This window comes from Pedococcus sp. P2_E2 (assembly GCF_056403955.1).
This window is the reverse complement of sequence record NZ_JBFUEM010000002.1, coordinates 496,548-517,256: the sequence shown is the minus strand read 5'-3', so window position 1 is coordinate 517,256 and position 20,709 is coordinate 496,548. Positions and strand designations below refer to the sequence as shown.

23 protein-coding genes are annotated in these 20,709 nt (G+C 71.5%); 7 read left to right on the top strand and 16 right to left on the bottom strand.

Annotated features, from left to right (window positions below):
• Positions 1 to 129 precede the first annotated feature (129 nt).
• Positions 130 to 684, top strand: a complete 555-nt coding sequence (locus AC1DWR_RS08080) for a PPA1309 family protein (protein ID WP_477615756.1) — start codon at positions 130 to 132, stop codon at positions 682 to 684.
• 49 nt (positions 685 to 733) lie between these two features.
• Here the strand turns inward: AC1DWR_RS08080 and AC1DWR_RS08075 are convergent, their stop codons facing one another.
• Genes AC1DWR_RS08075 through AC1DWR_RS08065 form a run of 3 tightly spaced genes read right to left on the bottom strand, consistent with a single transcriptional unit; the run spans position 734 to position 3,491 of the window.
• Complete coding sequence (locus tag AC1DWR_RS08075; protein WP_477624195.1) at positions 734 to 1,885, bottom strand: YlbL family protein; 1,152 nt, start codon at positions 1,883 to 1,885, stop codon at positions 734 to 736.
• Positions 1,882 to 2,334, bottom strand: a complete 453-nt coding sequence (locus tag AC1DWR_RS08070; RefSeq protein WP_477615700.1) for a molybdenum cofactor biosynthesis protein MoaE — start codon at positions 2,332 to 2,334, stop codon at positions 1,882 to 1,884. The genes AC1DWR_RS08075 and AC1DWR_RS08070 overlap by 4 nt, the downstream gene beginning before the upstream one ends.
• Positions 2,331 to 3,491, bottom strand: a complete 1,161-nt coding sequence (locus tag AC1DWR_RS08065) for an NAD-dependent epimerase/dehydratase family protein (RefSeq protein ID WP_477624194.1) — start codon at positions 3,489 to 3,491, stop codon at positions 2,331 to 2,333. Before AC1DWR_RS08065 ends, AC1DWR_RS08070 begins: the two co-directional genes overlap by 4 nt.
• Before the next feature lie 61 nt (positions 3,492 to 3,552).
• Here AC1DWR_RS08065 and AC1DWR_RS08060 point away from each other — a divergent pair, with 61 nt between their 5' ends.
• The gene (locus tag AC1DWR_RS08060; RefSeq protein ID WP_477624193.1) at positions 3,553 to 5,145 is read left to right on the top strand and encodes a zinc-dependent metalloprotease; all 1,593 of its coding nucleotides are present in this window, start codon (positions 3,553 to 3,555) and stop codon (positions 5,143 to 5,145) included.
• On the top strand, positions 5,142 to 5,726 hold the full coding sequence (locus AC1DWR_RS08055; protein WP_477624192.1) for an NUDIX hydrolase: 585 nt from the start codon (positions 5,142 to 5,144) through the stop codon (positions 5,724 to 5,726). Before AC1DWR_RS08060 ends, AC1DWR_RS08055 begins: the two co-directional genes overlap by 4 nt.
• Before the next feature lie 102 nt (positions 5,727 to 5,828).
• On the opposite strand, the gene AC1DWR_RS08050 is transcribed toward AC1DWR_RS08055, so the two are convergent.
• The 4 genes from AC1DWR_RS08050 to AC1DWR_RS08035 form a co-directional block, all read right to left on the bottom strand.
• Complete coding sequence (locus AC1DWR_RS08050; RefSeq protein ID WP_477615696.1) at positions 5,829 to 6,398, bottom strand: M48 metallopeptidase family protein; 570 nt, start codon at positions 6,396 to 6,398, stop codon at positions 5,829 to 5,831.
• 351 nt (positions 6,399 to 6,749) lie between these two features.
• Positions 6,750 to 7,817, bottom strand: a complete 1,068-nt coding sequence (locus tag AC1DWR_RS08045; RefSeq protein WP_477624191.1) for a phosphotransferase family protein — start codon at positions 7,815 to 7,817, stop codon at positions 6,750 to 6,752.
• Positions 7,814 to 9,064 carry an acyl-CoA dehydrogenase family protein gene (locus AC1DWR_RS08040; protein WP_477624190.1) on the bottom strand — a complete coding sequence of 417 codons (1,251 nt, stop codon included), beginning with the start codon at positions 9,062 to 9,064 and terminating at the stop codon, positions 7,814 to 7,816. The genes AC1DWR_RS08045 and AC1DWR_RS08040 overlap by 4 nt, the downstream gene beginning before the upstream one ends.
• Before the next feature lie 24 nt (positions 9,065 to 9,088).
• Positions 9,089 to 9,913 carry an enoyl-CoA hydratase/isomerase family protein gene (locus AC1DWR_RS08035; protein WP_477624189.1) on the bottom strand — a complete coding sequence of 275 codons (825 nt, stop codon included), beginning with the start codon at positions 9,911 to 9,913 and terminating at the stop codon, positions 9,089 to 9,091.
• A gap of 131 nt (positions 9,914 to 10,044) precedes the next feature.
• On the opposite strand from AC1DWR_RS08035, the gene AC1DWR_RS08030 reads away from it, so the two are divergent.
• The 3 genes from AC1DWR_RS08030 (at position 10,045) to AC1DWR_RS08020 (ending at position 12,684) form a co-directional block, all read left to right on the top strand.
• Positions 10,045 to 10,203, top strand: a complete 159-nt coding sequence (locus tag AC1DWR_RS08030) for a DUF5679 domain-containing protein (protein WP_091788997.1) — start codon at positions 10,045 to 10,047, stop codon at positions 10,201 to 10,203.
• A gap of 163 nt (positions 10,204 to 10,366) precedes the next feature.
• Positions 10,367 to 11,350, top strand: coding sequence for a hypothetical protein (locus tag AC1DWR_RS08025; RefSeq protein ID WP_477624188.1), 984 nt, complete (start codon positions 10,367 to 10,369; stop codon positions 11,348 to 11,350).
• The gene (locus AC1DWR_RS08020) at positions 11,347 to 12,684 is read left to right on the top strand and encodes an ABC1 kinase family protein (protein WP_477615691.1); all 1,338 of its coding nucleotides are present in this window, start codon (positions 11,347 to 11,349) and stop codon (positions 12,682 to 12,684) included. Before AC1DWR_RS08025 ends, AC1DWR_RS08020 begins: the two co-directional genes overlap by 4 nt.
• A 285-nt stretch (positions 12,685 to 12,969) precedes the next feature.
• Here AC1DWR_RS08020 and AC1DWR_RS08015 read toward each other — a convergent pair whose 3' ends face one another.
• The 8 genes from AC1DWR_RS08015 to AC1DWR_RS07980 form a co-directional block, all read right to left on the bottom strand.
• Complete coding sequence (locus AC1DWR_RS08015; protein WP_477615690.1) at positions 12,970 to 13,164, bottom strand: hypothetical protein; 195 nt, start codon at positions 13,162 to 13,164, stop codon at positions 12,970 to 12,972.
• 5 nt (positions 13,165 to 13,169) lie between these two features.
• Entirely contained in the window at positions 13,170 to 13,763 is a 594-nt protein-coding gene (locus tag AC1DWR_RS08010) for an HhH-GPD-type base excision DNA repair protein (RefSeq protein ID WP_477624187.1), read from the bottom strand.
• Between the two features lie 25 nt (positions 13,764 to 13,788).
• A complete protein-coding gene (locus AC1DWR_RS08005) occupies positions 13,789 to 15,270 on the bottom strand; it encodes an alkaline phosphatase family protein (RefSeq protein WP_477624186.1) in 1,482 nt (493 codons plus the stop codon).
• 149 nt (positions 15,271 to 15,419) lie between these two features.
• Positions 15,420 to 15,551 carry a hypothetical protein gene (locus AC1DWR_RS08000; protein ID WP_477615687.1) on the bottom strand — a complete coding sequence of 44 codons (132 nt, stop codon included), beginning with the start codon at positions 15,549 to 15,551 and terminating at the stop codon, positions 15,420 to 15,422.
• Between the two features lie 68 nt (positions 15,552 to 15,619).
• On the bottom strand, positions 15,620 to 15,907 hold the full coding sequence (locus AC1DWR_RS07995) for a WhiB family transcriptional regulator (protein ID WP_477615686.1): 288 nt from the start codon (positions 15,905 to 15,907) through the stop codon (positions 15,620 to 15,622).
• A gap of 264 nt (positions 15,908 to 16,171) precedes the next feature.
• On the bottom strand, positions 16,172 to 16,411 hold the full coding sequence (locus AC1DWR_RS07990; protein ID WP_477615685.1) for a hypothetical protein: 240 nt from the start codon (positions 16,409 to 16,411) through the stop codon (positions 16,172 to 16,174).
• 148 nt (positions 16,412 to 16,559) lie between these two features.
• Complete coding sequence (locus AC1DWR_RS07985; RefSeq protein WP_477624185.1) at positions 16,560 to 18,767, bottom strand: ATP-dependent DNA helicase UvrD2; 2,208 nt, start codon at positions 18,765 to 18,767, stop codon at positions 16,560 to 16,562.
• Between the two features lie 36 nt (positions 18,768 to 18,803).
• Complete coding sequence (locus tag AC1DWR_RS07980; RefSeq protein ID WP_477624184.1) at positions 18,804 to 19,289, bottom strand: PPOX class F420-dependent oxidoreductase; 486 nt, start codon at positions 19,287 to 19,289, stop codon at positions 18,804 to 18,806.
• A 136-nt stretch (positions 19,290 to 19,425) separates the two neighbouring features.
• Between AC1DWR_RS07980 and AC1DWR_RS07975 the strand changes: the two genes are divergently transcribed.
• Entirely contained in the window at positions 19,426 to 19,695 is a 270-nt protein-coding gene (locus AC1DWR_RS07975) for a glutaredoxin domain-containing protein (protein WP_477615682.1), read from the top strand.
• 24 nt (positions 19,696 to 19,719) lie between these two features.
• Here AC1DWR_RS07975 and nudC read toward each other — a convergent pair whose 3' ends face one another.
• Positions 19,720 to 20,697 (bottom strand): NAD(+) diphosphatase, encoded by a 978-nt coding sequence (gene nudC, locus AC1DWR_RS07970; RefSeq protein WP_477624183.1) that lies wholly within the window; start codon positions 20,695 to 20,697, stop codon positions 19,720 to 19,722.
• Positions 20,698 to 20,709 lie beyond the last annotated feature (12 nt).

Sequence of the window (20,709 nt, the reverse complement as noted above, 5' to 3'; positions counted from 1 at the left end):
CCAGCGAGGCCGCCTGCTGTAGTGGTCCAACTTACCGACCGCCCAGGTGGTTCCCACGCGCACGTCGGACACGTGTCGGCACCAGCTGTGCAAGCCCTGGGTATGCCGCGTGGCCGGCGACCACGCGCCATGGGGCACCATGGGCGCGTGACCCAGAACTCCCAACCCGTCGCCGACCCGTTGTCCATCGCCGCACTGGACACCGAACGCCACGTCGCAGCCTCCGGGTGGGACCAGAACCCGCGGCTGTTCGCGCTCGTCCCCACGGCTGAGCTCCTCGAGCGCGAGCCGCACCTGCGCGCCCAGATGCGGGGCTCCGACCTGGCCGAGGGCGCCCTGAGCGCGATCGAGCAGGAGGACCTGCCGCCGACCTCCAACCTCGAGAGCCTGCTCGGGGGGATCGCGTGGCCGGACAGCGTCGTGGGCGCCGCCCTGGCCGTCGAGCGCATCGTCGTCCCGCCGGAGGCCGAGCGCGACCTGCCCGCGCACACCGAGTCGGCCGTCGACGCGCTGGCGTCCCACCCGGACCGCCAGGACGTCCGGCTGCTCGTGGCCGTCACCCGTGACGGCCAGAGCCGCTGCCTGCTTCGACAGCGCGCCAACGACCGCGACGACAAGGTCGCCCTCGGGGACGAGATCGCACCGGGCCTCGTCCACGCGCTCAAGGCGACCCTGCAGGGCTGAACCACTCCGTCGGTGTCGTCGCCCTGCACGGCGGTGCCGCGTTCAGGGGCTACTTCGTGCAGGTGGGCAACGAGCCGGCGCGCTTGTCGGCGATCGCCTCGACGGCCTTCCTGGCCTCGTCGAAGGTCGCGATCCTGACCACGCGCAGTCCGTCGGGGACGTGGCCCACGACCTCGTCGCAGTTGTCCGCGGGAGCGAGGAACCACGTGGCACCTCCGTCGTGGGCGCCGACCAGCTTCTGCTGGATGCCGCCGATCGGTCCCACGCGGCCGGCCGCGTTGATCGTGCCCGTGCCGGCGATCTTCTGCCCACCGGTGAGCGGGCCGGGTGTGAGCGTGTCGTAGACGGCCAGGGAGAACATCGTCCCAGCCGACGGGCCTCCGACGTTGCCGGCGTTGATCCTGACGTCGATCGGGAACTCGAACCGGATGCCGAGGAAGACGCCCACCGTGGCGCGACCATCGGCCTCGCGTGTCTGGGCCGTGACCGTGAGTGGCTTGCCGCCCCGGACCAGCCCGAGGGCCACCCGCTCCCCCGGCTTGTGGGCGCCGACGCCGGCACGCACCGCGTTGGAGTCGGCCACCGGCTTGCCGTCGATGGTGACGATCTCGTCGCCCGCCTTCAGCAGCGCCGCCGACGGTGCGTCCTTGGCGACCTGTCCGATGACGACGTGCTCGACGACCTTCTTGCCGAGGGCCTTCAGCGCCACGGCCACGGCCTCCTGCTGGGAGTCGATCATCTCGGCGGTGCTCTCCTCCTCGACCTGCTTGTCCGTCACCCCCTTGGGGAAGTACAGCTCCTCGTCGACGACGTCCTCGCTGGGGTCGATCGCGGCCGCGAGCAGGCTCCACACGGTCACGCGGTAGCCGGGGCCACCGGCGATGCGGACGGTGGTGAAGTCGAGCGCTCCCTTGGTCGGGAAGGTCTGGGCGCCCGAGACGGTGATCAGCTGCTTGCCGTCGAGGGTGCCCAGGGTGTTGGTGATCGGTCCGGGCTTCATCACGACATACGGCAGTCCGACCATGGTCGACAGGGCCCCGAGGGCGATCAGCAGGAAGAAGCCGACCAGGGCCACGGTGGACCGCCGGCTGAGCCGGTAGGGGTCCTCCGCGAGCGCACCCTGGTCCGGCGTGTGCGGGGCCCGGCCGGTGTCATCCGTGAGGTGCTGGTCCGAGGCGTGCTTCTGGAACGGCCCGCTCACGGCAGCCCCACCCACTCATCGCTGCCGTCGGTGAACAGCTGGTGCTTCCAGATCGGCACCGTCCCCTTCAGCGTGTCGATGAGGTCACGGCAGGCCTCGAACGCCTCGCCACGGTGCGGAGCCGAGACTGCCGCCACCACCGCGCGGTCACCGATCTCGAGGTGACCCACGCGGTGCACCGCTGCCAGGCGGGCGACGTGGTGGCGCGCGGCGACCTCGCGGCATACCCGCTCCAGGGTCTCGACCACGCTGGGGTGGGCGGAGTAGTCCAGCGCCGACACCGGCGCTCCGTGGTCGTGGTCGCGCACGACGCCCACGAACAGGGCGATGCCCCCGCACCGGGGGTGCTGCACCAGGGCGAGCACCTCGTCGACGCTCAGTGGTTCGTCGCGGACGTCGCAGAGCACCACGGTGGGCTCGCTGTCGAGCTCGGTGACCGGATCGCTCATGCCGTCGAACCTTTCCTGCGGCGTCGCCGCATGATTGCTGCCGTGCCCACCAGGGCCACCGCGGCGCTGGCCGCCCCCAGAGCCGCATCCTTGCGGTCCACCCTGCGGGCCGCCACCGCGTGTGAACCCCGGATCGTGTCCAGCAGCACGCCGAGGCAGGTCTCGTTGTCGTGGACCGGCACCCAGCCGCGACCCAGCAGTGTGCGAGCAGAGACTGCCCAGGGAAAGGCCACGAAGGCCAGGTCGCTGGCGGGTGCCGGCAACACCCCAACGCGGTGGAGGCGGTCCGCAGTTCCCATCGCCGCCACCATGCCGAGCTCGACCCTGCGCATGCCGGTGAGCCGTTCGAGGTCGGACTGGGTGAGGTGGCCGGGCGCGCCGACCGAGACCTCTCCGGCGACTCCCTGCGCCATCACCAGGGCGACGGCCGAGCCCAGGTCGTCGACGTGGCAGAACTGCCACGCGGGTTCGGCGCCTCGCAGCATGAGCAGCCGGGGCGCCTCGAAGTGCCGGGTGACGACGGTGTCCACGCCCTCTCCCACGAGGGCCGCGGGCCGCACCGCCGTGATGACCAGTCCCGGGTGCACGTCGCGCGCCACCCGAATGAGCTGCTCGACGTCCATCAGGTCACCGACGTGCCCGCCGTCCGCGGGCGCGCGCAGGGGTGCATCGTCCTCGAGGGGCACGGGGTTGTCGGCGAGCGCCCCGAAGGTCTGCGCCGACGTCACGACGACCAATTGGCGGACGCCCGCAGCCGCCGCGGCGGTGATGACGGTCTGGGCGATGCGGAGGCTGCGTTCGCGACGCGCCCGCGTGCCCATCGCCAGGTCCCGAGCGAGGTTGGTGCTCGCCGCCACGTATGCCGCGGCGTGGACCCCCGCGAGCGCCTTCACCAGGTTCGGGTCACCGGGGTCGGCGTAGCGGAACTGCACTCCACCCACCGGAGTCGGCTCGGTGTCGATCGCCACGACGGCACCGATGCGCGCCTCGTCGACGGCGCCGCCGGGTCGTGCCGTGGTGGACCCTCGGGCAGCGGCCGAGACCAGCGCGCGCAACAACGCTCGACCGGCGGGACCGGCCGTGCCGATCACCGCGACGTCGATGACGCTACGCCGCGAGCGAACGGCGTCCCGTCCAGCCCGCCCGGGGGAACTCACTGTGGCCTCCGCGTGGTTGTCTAGTGAGAGTCCATCCTCTCAGGACCGCTGAGGAGCAGTTGTGCCCGACCTACCCCGTGACCCCCACGACCCGCGTGACCCCAGTGACCCGAGTGACCCCTACGACCCTCGCGACGACCCGGGCGAGTCCTTCGACGACTCCTCCGACGACTCCTCCGGGGTTTCCGGGCTCTCGCCGGAGATCGAGGCGGTCCTCGCCCGGCTCACCGGCGGTGAGGTGGACCCTGACATGGCCAAGGCCCTCAAGGACATGGGCATCGACCAGGTCGACCCCGCCATGCTCCAGATGATGGTCGGCCAGATGCAGTCCATGTTCGCGAGCACCGACACCGACGCCTTCAACCTCACCCTCGCGACCGACACGGCCCGCAAGACGGTGTCAGAGGCGGGCGACGCCGTGGTCGGCGACGCCGCCCGCCGCCAGCTCGACCAGGCGGTCCAGGTCGCCGAGCTCTGGCTCGACGAGGTGACCGCCTTCGAGGCGCCCGGCATCACGACCCACGCGTGGAGCCGCGCCGAATGGGTCGAGGCGACCATGCCGACCTGGCGCACGCTGGTCGAGCCGGTCGCCGAAGGCGTGGGACGAGCCGTCGGGGACGCCATGCGTACCCAGCTCCAGCAGCTCGGTGAGAGCGGCCTGCCCGAGGGGATCCTCCCCGCAGGGATCGACCCCGCCGCGATGCTCGGCCAGATGGAGCCGATGCTGGCCAAGATGAGCGGGGCGATGTTCGGGCTGCAGGTCGGCCAGGCCGTCGGCACCCTCGCGACCGAGACCGTCAGCGGCACCGAAGTCGGTCTGCCGCTCGTGCCGGACCGGTCTGTGGCCCTGCTCCCCGCCAACGTCGAGGCCTTCGCCGACGGACTCGGCGTGGACCTCGACCAGGTCCGCATCTACCTCGCCGTCCGTGAGGCAGCGCGGGTCCGGTTGTTCTCCGAGGTGCCGTGGATCGGGCCACAGCTGGTGGCGGCGGTGCGCGACTACGCCCGCGACATCAGCATCGACACCGACCGGATCGAGACGGCGTTGGAGTCGGTCGACGCCAGCGACGCGAACGCGTTGCAGGCGGCGCTGCAGGACCAGCTCTTCCGCCCGGACCCCAGTCCTGCGCAACGCGCGGCGCTGGCCCGGCTCGAGACCTACCTCGCGCTCGTCGAGGGCTGGGTCGACGTCGTCGCCGACCGCACGACCCGCGATCACCTGCCGCAGGCGGCCGCCCTGGGCGAAGCCGTGCGACGCCGACGGGCCACCGGGGGTCCGGCGGAGAAGGCCTTCGCGGGGCTGGTCGGACTGGAGCTGCGGCCACGGCGGCTGCGCGACGCCGCCAACCTGTGGGCCGCCCTCGAGGCCAGGCACGGGGCCGCCGGTCGTGACGGAGCCTGGGGACACCCCGATGTCGCGCCCACCGGCGCCGACCTCGACGACCCCCTCGGCTACGTCGAGCGCTACGGCACGTCCGACAGCGCCGACCTCGACGCAGCCCTCGACGAGCTCCTCAGCGAGGGTGGGGCCAGCGGCGGCTCGCAGCCGACCGACGGCGCGCCGACGACCGACGAACCCCACGCTGGTCCGGACTCCCACGCTGGTCCGGACTCCCACGCTGGTCCGGACTCCCCCGACGAGGACGGACGGTGACGGCGGCGCCGACGGACCTGCCCGCGGCATACCTCGCGCTCCGGGCTGACGCCCAGAGCGTGCTGGAGGAGTGGAAGGCGCCGGACGCCCAGCAGGAGCGGCTGCGGGTGGAGCTGCTGGGCCACTGCGAGGCGCACCCGGACGCCTTGTGGAAGCAGGGACCGCCGGCACACCTCACCGCGAGTGCGCTGGTGCTCAACGCTTCTCTCGACAAGGTGCTGCTCACCCTGCACGCCAAGGCCGGTCTCTGGCTGCAGTTCGGTGGTCACTTCGAGCCCGGCGACACCACCGTGCTCGCCGCCGCGACCCGGGAGGCGCAGGAGGAGTCGGGCATCGCCGACCTCGCGCTGCATCCGCAGCTGGTCCACCTCGACCGTCACGCGCTGCTGGCCACGGGTTTCGGACGGTGCAGCGAGCACCTCGACCTGAGGTACGCCGGCGTCGCCCGCGACGAGGACGCGTATGCCGTGAGCGAGGAATCCCTCGACGTGGCCTGGTGGCCGGTGGACGGGCTCCCGGCAGCCAGCGCTGGAGAGATCAGGCCGCTGGTCGAGGCAGCCAGACGGGTGCTGGACACCTAGGCAGTGCTCTTGGGCTGAGCCGGTGGGTCAGTCGCGGTCGGGTCAGTCGCTGTGGGGTCAGTCGCGGTCGGGTCAGTCGCTGTGGGGTCACTCGCTGTGGGGTCAGTCGCTGGGGCCGAAGTCCAGGGCGGCCTGACCCAGCTCGTCGCTGTCGGTCTCGCCGTCGGACAGGTCGAGCCCGGCTGTCGCCGCCACGCCCTCGAGGTAGCCCCGCGCGCGCTCCAGCCGCGGGTAGCCCTCGAGCAGCGCCCAGAAGTCCGGGCCGTGGCCGGGTGAGAGCAGGTGGGCCAGCTCGTGGAGGATCACGTAGTCGAGGACGAAGCCCGGCATGCCCTTGACGCGGGTGGAGATCCGGATGGTGCCGTCGGACGGGGTGCAGGAACCCCAGCGGGAGTTCTGGTTGGTGACCCAGCGGATGCTGCTCGGTCGCGCCTGGCCGCCCAGATAGCGCTGGGAGAGCTCGACCGAGCGGGTGCGCAGCTGGGCATCACTCGGGCGTCGGCGCTTGTCGCCCTTGGCCAGCTTGTCGAGCATGGTGGCGACCCACTGCTGCTCTTCGGCCTTGGTGAATCGGGCGGGGATCAGCACGATGGTGCGCCCGTCCTCGCGGTAGGCACTCACGGTGCGACGGCGCTTGCGGCTGCGACGGACCTCGATGTCGGTGCTCCCCATGCCCACCACGATAGGCGAGCCCGCCGACAACTCCGGCGATCCGCGCCGTCTCCCGGTGCGCCGCGGTCTTCGGCGGGCTCCCGACTTGTTGCCCGCAGATCGTCACCGACAGCCGTTCTAAGCGCCCGGTGACCACCAGGACGCAACACGTCCGAGGCGCCCGCGACTTGTTGCCCGCAGATCGTCACCGACAGCCGTTCTAGGCGCCCGATGACCACCGCTGAGCAACACGTCCGAGGCGCCCGCGACTTGTTGCCCGCAGATCGTCACCGACAGCCGTTCTGGGTCCCCGGTGACCACCAGGACGCAACACGTCCGTGGGACCCGATCGCGCCCTTCGGATGGTGCCCCTCAGGCGAGGAGCTTCCGAAGCCGTCGGTCGAGGATCTGGACGGCCGGACCGAACACGGCGTAGGCCTCGTTGGTGGTCTGGCCGTTCGCGTAGCGGTAGTAGATCTGCTGGGCGATGACGGCGAGGCGGAAGACGCCGTAGGCCTGGTAGAACAGCGCCTGCCGCGGGCTGACCTCGACCCCCATCCGCTCGCAGTAGCCGGCGATCATCTGCTCGCGCGTCAGCATGCCGGGCAGGTGGGTCGGCACCCGACGGAAGGCCTGGTGGTCCTCGTCGTCGTCGGCCTGCACCCAGTACGCAAGGGCCGCGCCGAGGTCCATGAGGGGATCGCCGACCGTGGCCATCTCCCAGTCGAAGATGCCCACGATCCGGGTCGGGTCGTCGGGGGCGAGCACGAGGTTGTCGAGCTTGTAGTCGTTGTGGATCACGCCGCTGCGCACGTCTGCGGGCTGGTGCTCGTCGAGCCAGGCCATGGCGTGCTCGAGGTCGGGCTGACCGGTGGTGCGCGCCCTGCGGTAGCGGGCCGACCAGCCCTCGACCTGGCGACGGACGTAGCCCTCGCCCTTGCCGAGGGTGTCCAGTCCGCACGCCGCGGCATCGACGGAGTGCAGCTCCACGAGGACGTCGAGCATGGACTCGCACAGCCGACCGGCCTGGTCGGGCGACAGCTCCACCGGCATCTCGCGTCGCGGCACCGTGCCGACGAGTCGCTCCATCACGTAGAAGTCGGCCCCCATGACCTCGGGCGAGTCACAGAACGCGACCATCGTTGCCACATAAGGAAATACGGGACCGAGCGCCGACTGGATGCGGTGCTCGCGCCCCATGTCGTGGGCGCCCCTGGCCTTGGTGCCGCTAGGGCCTCTACGGAGCACGAGGTCGAGGTCGGGGAACCGCAGCAGGTACGTCAGGTTGGACGCACCCCCGGAGAACTGGAGAACCTCCGGCCGCCCAGCCAGCCCCGCGGCATACCGGGGGTCTGTGTGGGTGCGCAGCCACGCGGCCGCCGCGTCGACGTCGAAGGCGTCCTCGGAGCGCACCGGCCTTGCGCCGGCCACGGCACTCACCGGTGCTTGCCCAGCTCGATCCGACCGACGACGCTGCGGTGCACCTCGTCGGGGCCGTCGGCGAGGCGCAGCGAGCGCGCCCCCACCCAGGCCGCGGCCAGCGGGAAGTCCGTGGTCATGCCCCCGCCGCCGTGCAGCTGGACGGCGAGGTCGATCACGTCGAGCGCCATGGCGGGCACCTCGACCTTGATCTCGCTGACGGCCGACAACGCCTCCGTCGACAGGCCCTGGTCGAGCAGCCAGGCGGCGTGCATGACCAGCAGCCGCGAGCGGTTGATGGCGATGCGGGCGTCCGCGATGCGTTCGAGGTTGCCGCCGAGCCTGGCGATCGGCTTGCCGAACGCGGTGCGCGACAGGGCTCGCTGGCAGGCCAGCTCGAGGGATCGCTCGGCCAGGCCGATGGTCCGCATGCAGTGGTGAACGCGGCCCGGTCCGAGGCGTCCCTGGGCGATCTCGTAGGCGCGGCCAGGCCCGAGCAGGATGTTGCCCGCCGGGACGCGGACGTCGGTGAAGGACACCTCGCCGTGACCCAGCGGCTCGTCGTAGTAGCCCATCGTCGAGAGCATTCGCTCGACCCTGACGCCGGGGGCGTCGCGCGGCACGAGGACCATGGTGTGGCGCGAGTGGCGGTCGGCATCCGGGTCGGACAGCCCCATGAAGACGAGGATCTTGCACTCGGGGTTGCCCACCCCCGTGGAGAACCACTTGCGCCCGTTGACGACGACCTCGTCACCGTCGATCACCGCGGTGGCAGCCATGTTGGTCGCGTCGGAGGAGGCGACGTCCGGCTCCGTCATGCAGAACGCGCTGCGGATCCGCGCGTCGAGCAACGGCTCCAGCCATTCGCGCTGCTGGTCGGGCGAGCCGTACCGCAGCAGCACCTCCATGTTGCCGGTGTCGGGGGCGTTGCTGTTGAAGACGAGTGGCGCCAGGGCCGAGCGGCCCATCACCTCGGCCACGGGGGCGTAGTCGACGTTGGACAGTCCTTCGCCGCCGTCGGTGCCGAAGTCGGCGGCATACCGTCCCGCATGCTCCTTGGGCAGGAACAGGTTCCACAGTCCCTGGGCCCGTGCCTTGGCCTGGAGCTCCTTGACCACTGGCAGCGGCGCCCACGGGTCGCCGCCGCTCTCACGGCGGCGCTGGATCTCGGCGTGCACGTCGGCCTCGACGGGCTCGACCTCCGTGTCGACGAACGCCCGGACGCGGTCGCGCAGGTCGGTGGCACGCGGTGACAGGGAGAAGTCCATGCGCTCGACCCTAGCCTCGGGTGCTCAGCGACCGTGGAAGGTCGGCCGTCGCTTGGCCGCAGCCGCTGCGATCCCCTCGTGCAGGTCCTCGGTGGCGAGCGTGACCGCCTGGGCCAGCGCTTCCCACTGGAGCGCGTCGTCGAAGCTCGCGTGCCCGCCGTCGCGCAGGGCCTGCAACGTCAGCCGCGTGGCAACCGGCGCAGCGCCGGCGACCCGCTCGGCTGCCGCGATCGCTGCCGGCAGCACCTCGTCGGTCGGCAGTGCCTGCGACACCATGCCCAGCCCGACGGCTTCGGTGCCCGTGACCAGGCGACCGGTGAGCAGCAGGTCGCGGGCCACCGCATGCCCGGCGATGTTGGGCAGCGACCACGTCGTCGCCATGCCCGGGTGCAGCCCCAGGGAGGTGAACGGCACGCCCAGGCTCGCGTCCGCGGCGGCATACCGGATGTCGCAGGCGAGCGCGACGGCGCAACCCGCACCGATCGCGGCGCCGTTCACGGCCGCGATCGTGGGCACCTCGAGGTCGCGGATCGAGAGCCACGACCGGTAGAAGGTGAGCATGCGCGTCCGCAGCTCGCTGACCGACGCGTCAGGGTCCTTGACGATCCACGACAGGTCACCACCGCCGCTGAAGGCGGGGGCCGCGCCGGTCACCACCACCGCCGCGAGCGCCTCATCCGTGCGCAGCAGCCCCATCAACCTCACCCATGACCCCGTCATGGCGGTACTCATCGAGTTCCGACGTTCCGGCAGGTTCAACGTCACCACCGCGATTCGCCGGCCCGAGGCCTCTCGCAGCTCGGCCCGCAGGTCCTCGAGCTCGGTCTCCCACCACGGCTGTGCGCTCATGGGGCGAAGACTAGGGGTGGGCCCTGAGCACGACGCACAGGCCCCCCTTGCGCCATTTTGTGCTCAGCATGGTCTAAGTTGGCCGAAGTCCGACGGCGCACCGTGTGCCGTGAACAAGAGGAGACATGGCGATGGCTGAAGAGACCTACAAGGGCGAGTTCTACTGCGTGAAGTGCAAGGAGAAGCGCGAGGCCGAGGGCCGTGTCGTGGAGACGAACGGCCGTCGCATGGCCAAGGGCGTCTGCCCCGTGTGCGGCACCAACCTGAACCGCATTCTCGGCAAGGCCTGACACCAGCACCACCCAGGCTTTCCATCGCGAGGGGCGGGCCCGACTTCGGTCGGGTCCGCCCCTCGCGGCGTTCCCGGCTGAGACGTCCAGCCCTGCTCCGCACGTCGGGCAGCCCTGTGGATGACCGGCAGACGGCCCCGGCGGCTGTGCGAGATTGGGCCGCGTGACCGGACGACCCCTCCTCAAGACCCTGTGGCCTGTCTTGCGGCGGGGCGGCGGATGCGTGCAGTTCGGCACGGACCCGGACCACGCGGTCGTCCTCGACGGGCTGCGCGAGGACGAGGTGTCCGCCCTCGAGTCACTCGACGGGACTCGCGAGGTGCCTGCGGCGCTGCGCTCGCCGGCAGGGCAGGACCTGCTCGACCTGCTCCTCGGGCACGGGCTGGTCGTCGAGGCCGGTGACCCGATCTCGTTGCCGCCACCGGTCCGTGCCCTGCTCGCCCACGACGCCCAGGCGCTGCTGCGCACGGCCACGCCACCACTGCAGGGGTATGCCGCGCTGGCCAGGCGCCGCGCCGCCCACCTGTTCGTCGTGGGTCGCGGAGAGCTCCCGGCAGCGGTCGCTGCCGAGCTGCGCCACGCCGGAGTGGGGACCGTGCGACAAGGTTTCGAGGTGGCCGACGACTGGGAGCAGTCGCTCGCCGAGCGGAACGGCCTGGCGGGGCCCGCGCTCGTCGTCCTCGTCGGCAGCTGCGCCCTCGACCCGGCGGCCGCGGGACCGTGGCGAGACCGCGGCATACCCGTCGTGCCCGTGGTGCTGCATGGCCTGGAGGCCGTGGTGGGGCCGGTCGTCGTGCCGCACGGGCCCTGCCTGCGGTGCCTGGACCTCGCCCGCGCGGACCGCGACCCCGGGTGGCCGGCCCTGCTCGGCCAGCTCCTTCCTGCCCGGGTCGGTGCCGGCACCGAGGTCAGCGGCGAGACCACCCTCGTCGGGCTGGCCACGTCGATGACCGCGATGGTGGCCCTCGCGGTGCTCGACGGACAGGTGCTCCCGCTGGGGCGTTCCCTGGAGGTCTCGCTGCCGTGGCCACGGGTGCGACAGCGGCAGTGGGAGGTGCACCCGCGGTGCGGCTGCGGGGCCGGATCCGACACGTCTGGGCGACCCGCCCACGTCGACACCCGCGCACAGGCGAGAATGGCCGGGTGAACGAACTCCCCCGCCGCGCCGTCACCCGCACGGCCCGCCTGGCAAGCCTGCCCCTCGGGTTCGCCGGGCGCACCGCCATGGGGTTCGGCAAGCGGGTCGGGGGCAAGCCCGCCGAGGCCGTCGCCGCCGAGCTCCAGGCGCGCACGGCCGAGCAGCTGTTCAAGGTGCTCGGCGAGCTCAAGGGCGGGGCGATGAAGTTCGGGCAGGCGATGTCGGTCATGGAGGCGGCGCTGCCCGAGGAGATGGCCGGGCCCTACCGCGCGACCCTGACCAAGCTGCAGGAGGCGGCACCCCCGCTGCCCGCAGCCACCGTCCACAAGGTGCTCGCCGAGGAGCTGGGGCCGCGCTGGCGGACGGCGAAGTTCCAGTCCTTCGAGGACACGCCCTCAGCCGCCGCCTCGATCGGTCAGGTGCACAAGGCGGTCTGGCGGGACGGCCGCGAGGTCGCCGTCAAGATCCAGTACCCCGGGGCCGGCAAGGCTCTGCTGTCCGACCTCAACCAGCTCGCCCGCGTGGCTCGCCTCGCCGGGGGCTGGATCCCCGGCATGGACATCAAACCCATCACCGACGAGCTCAAGTCGCGGATGAGCGAGGAGCTCGACTACAACCTCGAGGCGGCCAACCAGCGCACCTTCGCCAAGGCGTTCCGCGGCGACCCCCACTTCGCGGTGCCCGACGTCCTGGTCAACAGCGAGCACGTCATCGTCTCGGAGTGGATGGATGGCACCCCGCTGTCCCGGATCGTGGCGTCAGGCACCCCGGAGGAGCGCAATGCCGCCTCCGCGCGCTACATGGCGTTCCTCCTGGTGGGACCGGCGCGCGCGGGGCTGCTGCACGCCGACCCGCACCCGGGCAACTTCCGGTTGCTGGACGACGGGCGGCTCGGCGTCATCGACTACGGCGCGGTCAACCGGCTGCCCGCAGGCCTGCCCCCGGCGATGGGTTCGCTCGTGGGCGCGGCCCTGCGGTCGGAGGCAGCGGAGCTGGAGAAGGGCCTGCGGTCCGAGGGGTTCATCAAGCCGTCGATGTCGCTGGACGCCGAGGCCCTGCTCGAGTACCTCCAGCCGTTCATCGAGCCCCTGACGCACGCGGAGTTCACCTTCAGCCGGCCCTGGCTGCGAGGGGTCGCGGCGCACGTCAACGACATCCGGCGGCCCGAGTTCCTCGTCGGGATGAAGCTCAACCTGCCGCCGTCCTACCTGCTGATCCACCGGGTCTGGCTGGGCGGGATCGGTGTGCTGTGCCAGCTCGGGGGGACCGTGCCGGCCCGCCAGATCGTGGTCGACCACATGCCCGGTATGCAGCTGCGCCACCTCCCCCCGCCCGTCTCCTGACGCTGCGACCCCTCTGCCACTTGTTGCCGGCAGATCGTCACGGACCGCCTGTTTGGGGGGCTCCGTGACCACCAGGCGGCAACACGTCCCGCCCCTCCCCGACGTGTTGCCGGCAGATCGTCACGGACCGCCTGTTTGGGGGGCTCCGTGACCACCAGGAGGCAACACGCCCCACCCCTCCCCGACGTGTTGCCGGCAGATCGTCACGGACCGCCTGTTTGGGGGGCTCCGTGACCACCAGGAGGCAACACGTCGCGCGCCGATCGGCTCTGAGGGCAACGCGGTTCACCACCAGGCGGAGTCGAGCTTGCCCTCGATGCTGCGCAGGTGCTCGCGACTGCAACGGTCGCAGGTCCAGGTGTCCCTGCCGTTCTCGACGCCGCGGGTCCAGGTGATCGCGGCCAGCGACGCGTCAGGCGCCACCGTGCCGCAGGTCGCGCAGACCGGTGGCTGCAGGGTCGGTCCCGCGGACTCGGCCACGGCTACTACTTCTTCGTGACGGTGGCGGCTTTGGCCTTGGCCGCTGCCTTGGCGGCCTGCTTGAACTCGCGCACCTTGGCCAGGGACGACGCGTCGACGACGTCGGCCACCGACCGGTAGGAGCCGTCCTCGGCGTACGGGCCGATCGCCTCCTGCCAGCCCGCCGGTCGCACGTCGAGCTGCTTGGCCACCAGTGCCGCAAAGATGCGGGCCTTCTGGTCGCCGAAACCGGGCAGCGCCTTGAGCCGGTCCAGCAGGTCGCGGGCATCCTTTGCGTCGGTCCAGATCGTCTCGGCGCGGCCGTCGTACTGGTCGCGCACGACGGTCGCCAGCTGCTGGACACGCCCCGCCATCGACCGGCCGTAGCGGTGGATGGCAGGCGGCGTCGCGCACAGGTCGGCGAAGGCCTCGGCCTCGGCCGCTGCGATCGCATCGGGCGCCAGCGTGCCGAACCGGTCGAGGATCTTCCACGGCCCCCGGAACGCGTGCTCCATCGGGTACTGCTGGTCGAGCAGCATGCCGACCAGCAGGGCGAAGGGGTCGTTGCTGAGGACCTCGTCAGCGGCCTCGTCCTGGGCGATCCGGATCTGCGTAGCCATGCGCGCCAGCCTAACTGGGCGATGCTCAGAGGAGATAGACGAAGCCGGGGCCCTCGTCCCGATAGGGGATGCCGAGCGCGTCCAGCGCGGGTTTCCACGAACCGGTGACGCTCTGGTCAGCCCCCTCGAACCCATGGTCGGCCGTCAACAGGAAGGTCACCTCAGCGAGTACCCCCAAGGACTCCAGGTGGTCGAGGAACGCCACCAGCCGGGCATCGCTCTGCCGCAACGAGTCGCGCGCCATCTGCGAGCGCGGGCCGCCCGCGTGGTGCCCTGCGTCGGTCACGACGTGCGCCCACCAGGTCAGGGTCGGCGCCCCTTCGGCGTCCTCCCAGAGCTGGAGCATCTGTTGCAGCCCCATGTCGTCGACCTGCACCCCCCAGCGGAAGTAGGCGTCCTCGAGGTCCTCGGCGCGCTGCACGAACGGCGAAGCATCCGGGTCCGGAAGGAGGTCGCCCATGCCGTTCGTCGACGCCTCGAACCCGCCCGCCGCCCGCAACAACGCCATCGTGCCGTAGTCGGCCCCCCGGTCGATCGCCTCGTCCACACTCGCCGTTCGCGGCGAGTCCCCTTGCTGCACATGGTCGTTCACCATCTCGAACACCGTGCGCACACCCGGCCGCAGCCACTCTGCACTGCGGTGCCAGGTCTCGGCATTGTTCGGCACGACCTGCTCGTCCAGCGCTCGGTCGTAGTAGACGTTCCCCAGCACGCCGTGCCGCCCCGGTCCGACTCCGGTCAGGATCGACGTGTGGTTGGTGAGGGTCACGCTGGGGAACTCCGCCACCGCACCGCCCCGCAGTGCCAGTCCGCGAGACAAGAGTCTGGCCACCCCGGGCAGCTCGCCGGCCTGGGCGAGCTGCAGCAGGTCGCCGCAGTGCGCACCGTCCCACAGGATCCCCACGACCCTGCGCCGCTGCCCTGCGGGCAGTGGTTCGAGGTATGCCGTGAGCGGCCGACCGTCCAGTGCCTCACCTCGGCCGTCGCGCAGGTCCGCCTCCGGCACCCCGGACATCACGGCCAGGGTCGGGGCCACGTCGACCAGCCGGGCGTGGTCGTCGACGAGACCGAGTCGTGCGACGCCTGGTCCGGACATCACCAACGGCGCCCGCGACTGGATCACGTCGAGCGAACCGTGCTCGCCGAGGTGGCCGCCCTCGTCGGGGAAGTAGTGCCTCGGTGAGTGCACGACCGCGACGTCGGGGCTGCGGTCGGCGTCGCCGAACAACGACAGGATCCGTTGCGCGGCATACGGGTAGGCGTTGTCGGTGGACACCCGCGGACCGGCGGCCGCGATCTCCGCCTCGTAGGGCAGGAACGCCATCGGGTCCTCGCTCGCCACGGGATCGAGGCCCGCCACCACCTCGTGGCTGCCGTCCTCGTGCAACCGCACCACTCCCAGGTGGTTGGCGGCGTGGGCGACCCCCTCGTCCACCCAGAGAACGAGGTCGACCACGGCGGACAGTTCGGGGGCGGTCAGCGCCGTGACGACGGCTTCGCGGGACATGCCCGGACGATAACGAGTCGAGAGTGCACGACACGCTGACGACGCGGGCCGGCCGTCAGCGTGTCGTGCACTCTCGACGGCCCCGGACATGAAGAACCCGCCGGGACGACCTCCAGAGCGGAAGGTCCCGGCGGGTTCGGGCACGGGGGTCACCGGGCCAGCATGCGAGGCAGGGCGAGCAGCATGTCGTGCTGCGCCTGCGCCTCGAGCCGGCGCTGGTACTCCCGTTGACGGCGCTTTCGATGAGCGCGCGCCAGGTCGGCGTACAAGGCCTGGAACATGGTGAAGCTCCTGGTGGGTGAGAACTGGAAATGGGTGATGTGGTCGGCACCGTGCGTCGTGGACGACATCAGGCGGCGACCGGGTTCTTCCGCGGCCTGCCCCGCGGCCGCTTGCGTGCGACGACGGCTCCCTGGACGAAGAGCTCACCGCCCCACACGCCCCACGGCTCCGACCGCTCGAGGGCACCCGCAAGGCAGGCGGCCAGGGCCGGACACGTGTGGCACAGCGCCTTGGCGAACTCGACGTCGGCCGGGCTCTCGGCGAACCACATCTCGGCGTCGTTGTCTCGACACGGGATGCCGGCGCCAACGCTCGCGGCCTGCTCGTTCAGGTCGTGGAGTGCGCTCAGATGCATCGGGTGTCACCTCCCTCTCGTCGTCCCGCCACGGTGGTGGCGAGTTCTGGTTCCGTCTGGCCGGCTGGTCCCCGGTGGGGGGCCGACCCGTTCTCTTCGGTGTCGAACTTCATCTGGTGGTGCTTCTTCCTGCTTGCGGTGGTGCGGAAGAAATCTGTGCTGCTGTCTGACCGGCTGGGCGACCAGCCGTCGGGACAAACAGAAAGGCCGCGGATCCCGGATATCGGGTTCCGCGGCCTTGGAGAGGGCCTGCTGGCTGGTGGCCTAGACAGGTGGCTCTCCGAAGGGACGGAACTCGAGATCCTTGGTGGTGGCGCCGAAGCTGCCGACGTAGAACGTCGGAACCGGGGCATCGGTGATCACACGGGCGGCGACGGGCGCGGGCACAGTGGTCCCCTGGACCCATCCACGGTTGCCTGCGAGGAGGACACGGCCGACCTCGGGGCACACGGAACGGACGCGGGACATGTGAGTCGCGTCGATCGTCATCGTGATGTTCTCCATTGGGACCTTCCCTCCTTCGGCTGCTCGTGGACGCCGGCGCATCGCGCGCGACCCCCTGGGCTGGTGTGTTCATCCAGAGTAGGGGACGCCCTGCGGCGGCAGCAACGCATTTAACGAGATTTCCCGCAAAGAATTGGTGAACGAACGCCTAGTCGTCGGAATCCGTTGCGGTAGAACGACTTTCGAGCACGGATTCGACGTCCTCGCCACCGATGAGGGCCAGCACCTGCGCGCCGTAGAGTCCGAGCTTGCGGGCGCCGACACCCGAGATCTGGGTCAGCTCCCCCTCGGAGGTGGGCTCGCGCTCCGCGATCGCCGTGAGCGTGGCGTCGGTGAAGACGACGTATGCCGGCACGCTGGTCTCGCGCGCGACGGCCAGTCGCCAGGCACGCAGGCGCTCGAACGTCTCCTCGGAGTAGGTCGGTGGGCAGGTGTCACACCGGCCGGTCTTGCGCTGTGCCGCCGTCGTCAGCTCGGCGCCGCACGTGCGGCAGTGGACGGGGAGAGCGGCCTTGAGCTGCTTGCCCCGGCCTCCCCTGCCGGACCCGCCCGACCCGGACCCGCCGACCTTTCCGGAGCCCTTGGGGGTCGACCGGGCGCCGTCGCCGAGGATGCTCGCCGCACCGTCGAGGAACCGGGACGGGCGGCGGCTTGCCCGGGCCCCCGGCGTCCGCGCGCCCGACCAGGACAGCCGCAGCTCGCGCCGGGCACGGGTCACCCCGACGTAGGTGAGGCGCCGCTCCTCCTCGATCGCCTCAGGGGTCTCGGCCATCATGATCGGCAGGTAGCCGTCGGAGACTCCGGCGAGGAAGACGACGTCCCACTCCAGCCCCTTCGCCGCGTGCAGGGAGGCCAGCGTGACGCCCTGGACAGCCGGTGCGTGCTGGGCAGAGGCGCGCTCGTCGAGCTCACGCACGAAGTCGGGCAGGCGGGCTTCGGGCGACGCCACCACCAGGTCGTCGGACAAGGCGGCGAGCGCGCTCAGGGACTCCCACCGCTCGCGGCCGGCGCCCCCCGAGGCCGGCGCCTCTCGGGTCCAGCCAGCCCCGAGCAGCACGTCGCGGACCAGCTCGGGCAGCGGCTTCGACGCGTCGTCCGAGCGGGCCGCCCCGCGCAGCAGCAGGATCGCGTCGCGAACCTCCCTGCGCGAGAAGAACCGTTCCCCTCCCCGGACGAGGTAGGGAATCTCCTGCTCGGCCAGCGCGGACTCGAACGCCTCGGACTGCCCGTTGGTTCGAAAGAGCACGGCGATCTCGGCCGGGGACACTCCGTCGGCCACCCGCTTGGCGATCTCGCCGGCCACCGCCGCCGCCTCGGCCGGGTCGTCCGGATGGGAGCTCAGCACCGGTGTCGGGCCGTCGGCGCCCTGGGCCTGCAGCTGCACGGCGTTGCTCCGCATCGAGCCCGACGGCCCACGCACGACGAGGTTGGCCAGCCCCACGATCTGGGGGGTCGACCGGTAGTTGCGGACCAGTCGGACCACCTGGGCCTTGGGGTGCCGGGCCTGGAAGCCCAGCAGGTGCGCCGGGCTCGCCCCGGTGAAGGAGTAGATCGTCTGTGCCGGGTCGCCCACGACGCACAGGTCGTCGCGCTGTCCCACCCACAGGTCGAGCAGCCGTTGCTGCAGCGCGTTGACGTCCTGGTACTCGTCCACCACGAAGTGGCGGTACTGCGAGCGCACCGCACGGGCGATGTCCTCGCGCTCCGCGAGGATCCCGACCGTCAGCAGGAGCACGTCCTCGAAGTCGATCACGCCGCGTTGGGTCTTCACCTGCTCGTACGCCTCGAGCACCCGCGCCATCGCGGTCGCGTCCAGACCGGGAGGCTCGCGGCGCGCGGCACGCGCCCCCGCGGCATACGTCTCCGGGGTGAGCATCGAGACCTTGGCCCACTCCACCTCGGCGGCGAGGTCGCGGATGGCGGTGCGGTCGCGGGCGAGGTCGAGCCGCAGCGACGCGGCGGCCTGGGCCACTGCCGCGGCCTTCTGGCTCATCACCTCGGGAGCTGCGCCGCCGATCGCCTGCGGCCAGAAGTAGTGCAGCTGCCGCAGGGCGGCCGCGTGGAAGGTGCGTGCCTGCACGCCGGCGACGCCGAGCGTCCGAAGGCGGGTGCGCATCTCACCGGCTGCGCGCGCGGTGAAGGTCACCGCCAGCACGCGCTGGCCCTGGTAGGCGCCGGAGTGCACGCCGTAGGCGATGCGGTGGGTGATCGCCCGCGTCTTGCCCGTGCCGGCACCGGCCAGCACCACCATGGGCCCCAGGGGGTGCGCGGCCACCTCGCGCTGCTCGGGGTCGAGAGCGTCGAGGATGTCGTCTGCGGAGGCGTGCACGGGTATGCCGCGGGGCTGGATAGGCATCGGCGCGATCCTGTCATGGGCGACCGACGCCCGTCGTCACTGGATCAGGCCGTAGACCCGGGTCACGCGCAGCCGCAGGATCCGCCGGTGGTCCTGCACCATCGCGCGCCGGTAGTCGTCCCAGTCCGAGTGCTCCTCTCCCCGGATCGTGCGGAACAGCTCGACCAGCTCCTCCACGGTCTCGTCGTCCCGCGCCCTCGCCACGGGCGAGAACTCGACGTCACCCTCGAGCACGGCATACGACCAGCCGTCGGGTGAGGTGACCAGGAGCGAACCCCTCGGGTCGCGCAGCAGGTTGGCCACCTTGGCCCGGCCGTCGACCACGGACACCCGAACGGTGGGGTCGGTGGGGCTGGTGAGGTCAGCAGGGCTGGTGGGGCTAGTGGGGTTGGCCTGGTGCAGGGCGAAGTTGACCATCGAGAGCTGGGGCCGGCCGTCCCGCTTGAGGGCGGCGAGGGTGCCCAGGTTGCGCCCCGCAGCCAGGGCGAGCAGGGCGGGGTCGTGCGCGGAAGTCTGCGGCATGGGACATCATGGTCACAGAGATCACACTCCGGCACGGAAGGTCAGCGGCCCGGTCGGTGTTGACCAACGCGTAGACCCCCGGTCCGTACGACCGCCCCCACCTGCGACCCCACCTTCGAAAGAGACGACGCGACGCATGAGCGCCACCGCCCTGAAGTCCCCTGCCCCCGGCTCCGTGACGATGTTCAGCACGTCCTGGTGCGGGTACTGCAACCGCCTCAAGGCCCAGATGGGTCGCGAGGGCATTGCCTTCACCGAGGTGAACATCGAGGACGTGCCGGAGGCCGTGAAGTTCGTGATGGACGCCAACGACGGCAACCAGACGGTCCCCACGCTGCTCTTCCCGGACGGCTCCTCGGCAACCAACCCCTCGATCCACGAGGTCAAGAAGAAGCTCGCGTCCTGACGCGCTGAGCCCCCCGGACACCCCTCAGCCGGGTGTCACGTCCTCGAGGTCGTGGCCCAGCCAACGCTCGATGATCCGGCGGGCGATCGACAACCGGGTCGACGCGCTGACGTGACCCGCGGCCAGGATCTCGCGGTACTCGTCCCGGGTGAACCACCGGGCCTCGGCGATCTCGGACTCCTGCAGCCGCAGCTCGCTGGAGGCCGCGCGCGCGGTGAACCCCACCATGATCGAGTTCGGGAACGGCCACGGCTGGTCCCCCAGGTACTCGACGTCGCTGACCACCAGGCCGACCTCCTCGTACACCTCTCGCGCGACCGCCGCGGCCAGGCTCTCGCCCGGCTCGAGGAAGCCCGCCAGCACCGAGAACCGCCCTGTCCCCCAGCCCGCGCCCCGGGCCAGCAGGATCCGGTCGCGGTCGTCGATGACGGACATGATGACCGCGACATCGGTCCGCGGGTAGTGCTCGCTGCCGTCCCGCTCGCACCGGCGCAGCCACCCTCCCTGGACAGGCGCGGTCGGGGCGCCGCAGCGCGGACAGTGGGTGTGGGTGGCGTGCCAGTTCGCCAGCGCCAGCGCGGTGGCGAAGATCGTCGCGTCGCGGTCGGACAGGTCCGCGCCGACCTGACGCAGCGAGCGCCAGTGGTCGCCCTCACCCTCCAGCCCCTCACCGTCCGGCACCTCACCCTGCGCAGGGACCGGCTCCGCCACCGCGAGGTATGCCGTGCCCTCGCCGTCCTGCCCCAGGTAGAGGACCAGCGCGGCCGAGTCGGACGCCATGGGAGGTCGCAGCAGCAGTGCCGGATCGTCCGAGGCCGCGTCACCCGAGCCGACCACGGAGGTGACCACGGGGACCTTGTCACCGCGGACCACGAGCACCCGGGTGGCGGGCTGGGCCAGCAGCTGTGGCACGAGGTCCGGATCAGCCCGGCGCTCCGCGTGACGGTCCAGGCCGGGACGGGCGAGCGAGACATTCGCGAGAGTTTCGGTCAGGAGGCCCACGCCTCCACCCTA

Excerpts from the sequence above, each read along its gene's own strand:
- AC1DWR_RS08005 (WP_477624186.1), bottom strand. The coding sequence starts at position 15,270 with ATGTCCCGCGAAGCCGTCGTCACGGCGCTGACCGCCCCCGAACTGTCC.
- AC1DWR_RS07980 (WP_477624184.1), bottom strand. The coding sequence starts at position 19,289 with ATGCCGCAGACTTCCGCGCACGACCCCGCCCTGCTCGCCCTGGCTGCG.
- AC1DWR_RS08080 (WP_477615756.1), top strand. The coding sequence starts at position 130 with ATGGGGCACCATGGGCGCGTGACCCAGAACTCCCAACCCGTCGCCGAC.
- AC1DWR_RS08050 (WP_477615696.1), bottom strand. The coding sequence starts at position 6,398 with ATGGGGAGCACCGACATCGAGGTCCGTCGCAGCCGCAAGCGCCGTCGC.
- AC1DWR_RS08040 (WP_477624190.1), bottom strand. The coding sequence starts at position 9,064 with ATGGACTTCTCCCTGTCACCGCGTGCCACCGACCTGCGCGACCGCGTC.
- AC1DWR_RS07975 (WP_477615682.1), top strand. The coding sequence starts at position 19,426 with ATGAGCGCCACCGCCCTGAAGTCCCCTGCCCCCGGCTCCGTGACGATG.
- AC1DWR_RS08000 (WP_477615687.1), bottom strand. The coding sequence starts at position 15,551 with ATGTTCCAGGCCTTGTACGCCGACCTGGCGCGCGCTCATCGAAAGCGC.
- AC1DWR_RS08010 (WP_477624187.1), bottom strand. The coding sequence starts at position 13,763 with ATGGCTACGCAGATCCGGATCGCCCAGGACGAGGCCGCTGACGAGGTC.
- AC1DWR_RS08035 (WP_477624189.1), bottom strand. The coding sequence starts at position 9,913 with ATGAGCGCACAGCCGTGGTGGGAGACCGAGCTCGAGGACCTGCGGGCC.
- AC1DWR_RS07985 (WP_477624185.1), bottom strand. The coding sequence starts at position 18,767 with ATGCCTATCCAGCCCCGCGGCATACCCGTGCACGCCTCCGCAGACGAC.
- AC1DWR_RS08030 (WP_091788997.1), top strand. The coding sequence starts at position 10,045 with ATGGCTGAAGAGACCTACAAGGGCGAGTTCTACTGCGTGAAGTGCAAG.
- AC1DWR_RS07990 (WP_477615685.1), bottom strand. The coding sequence starts at position 16,411 with ATGGAGAACATCACGATGACGATCGACGCGACTCACATGTCCCGCGTC.
- AC1DWR_RS07995 (WP_477615686.1), bottom strand. The coding sequence starts at position 15,907 with ATGCATCTGAGCGCACTCCACGACCTGAACGAGCAGGCCGCGAGCGTT.
- AC1DWR_RS08070 (WP_477615700.1), bottom strand. The coding sequence starts at position 2,334 with ATGAGCGATCCGGTCACCGAGCTCGACAGCGAGCCCACCGTGGTGCTC.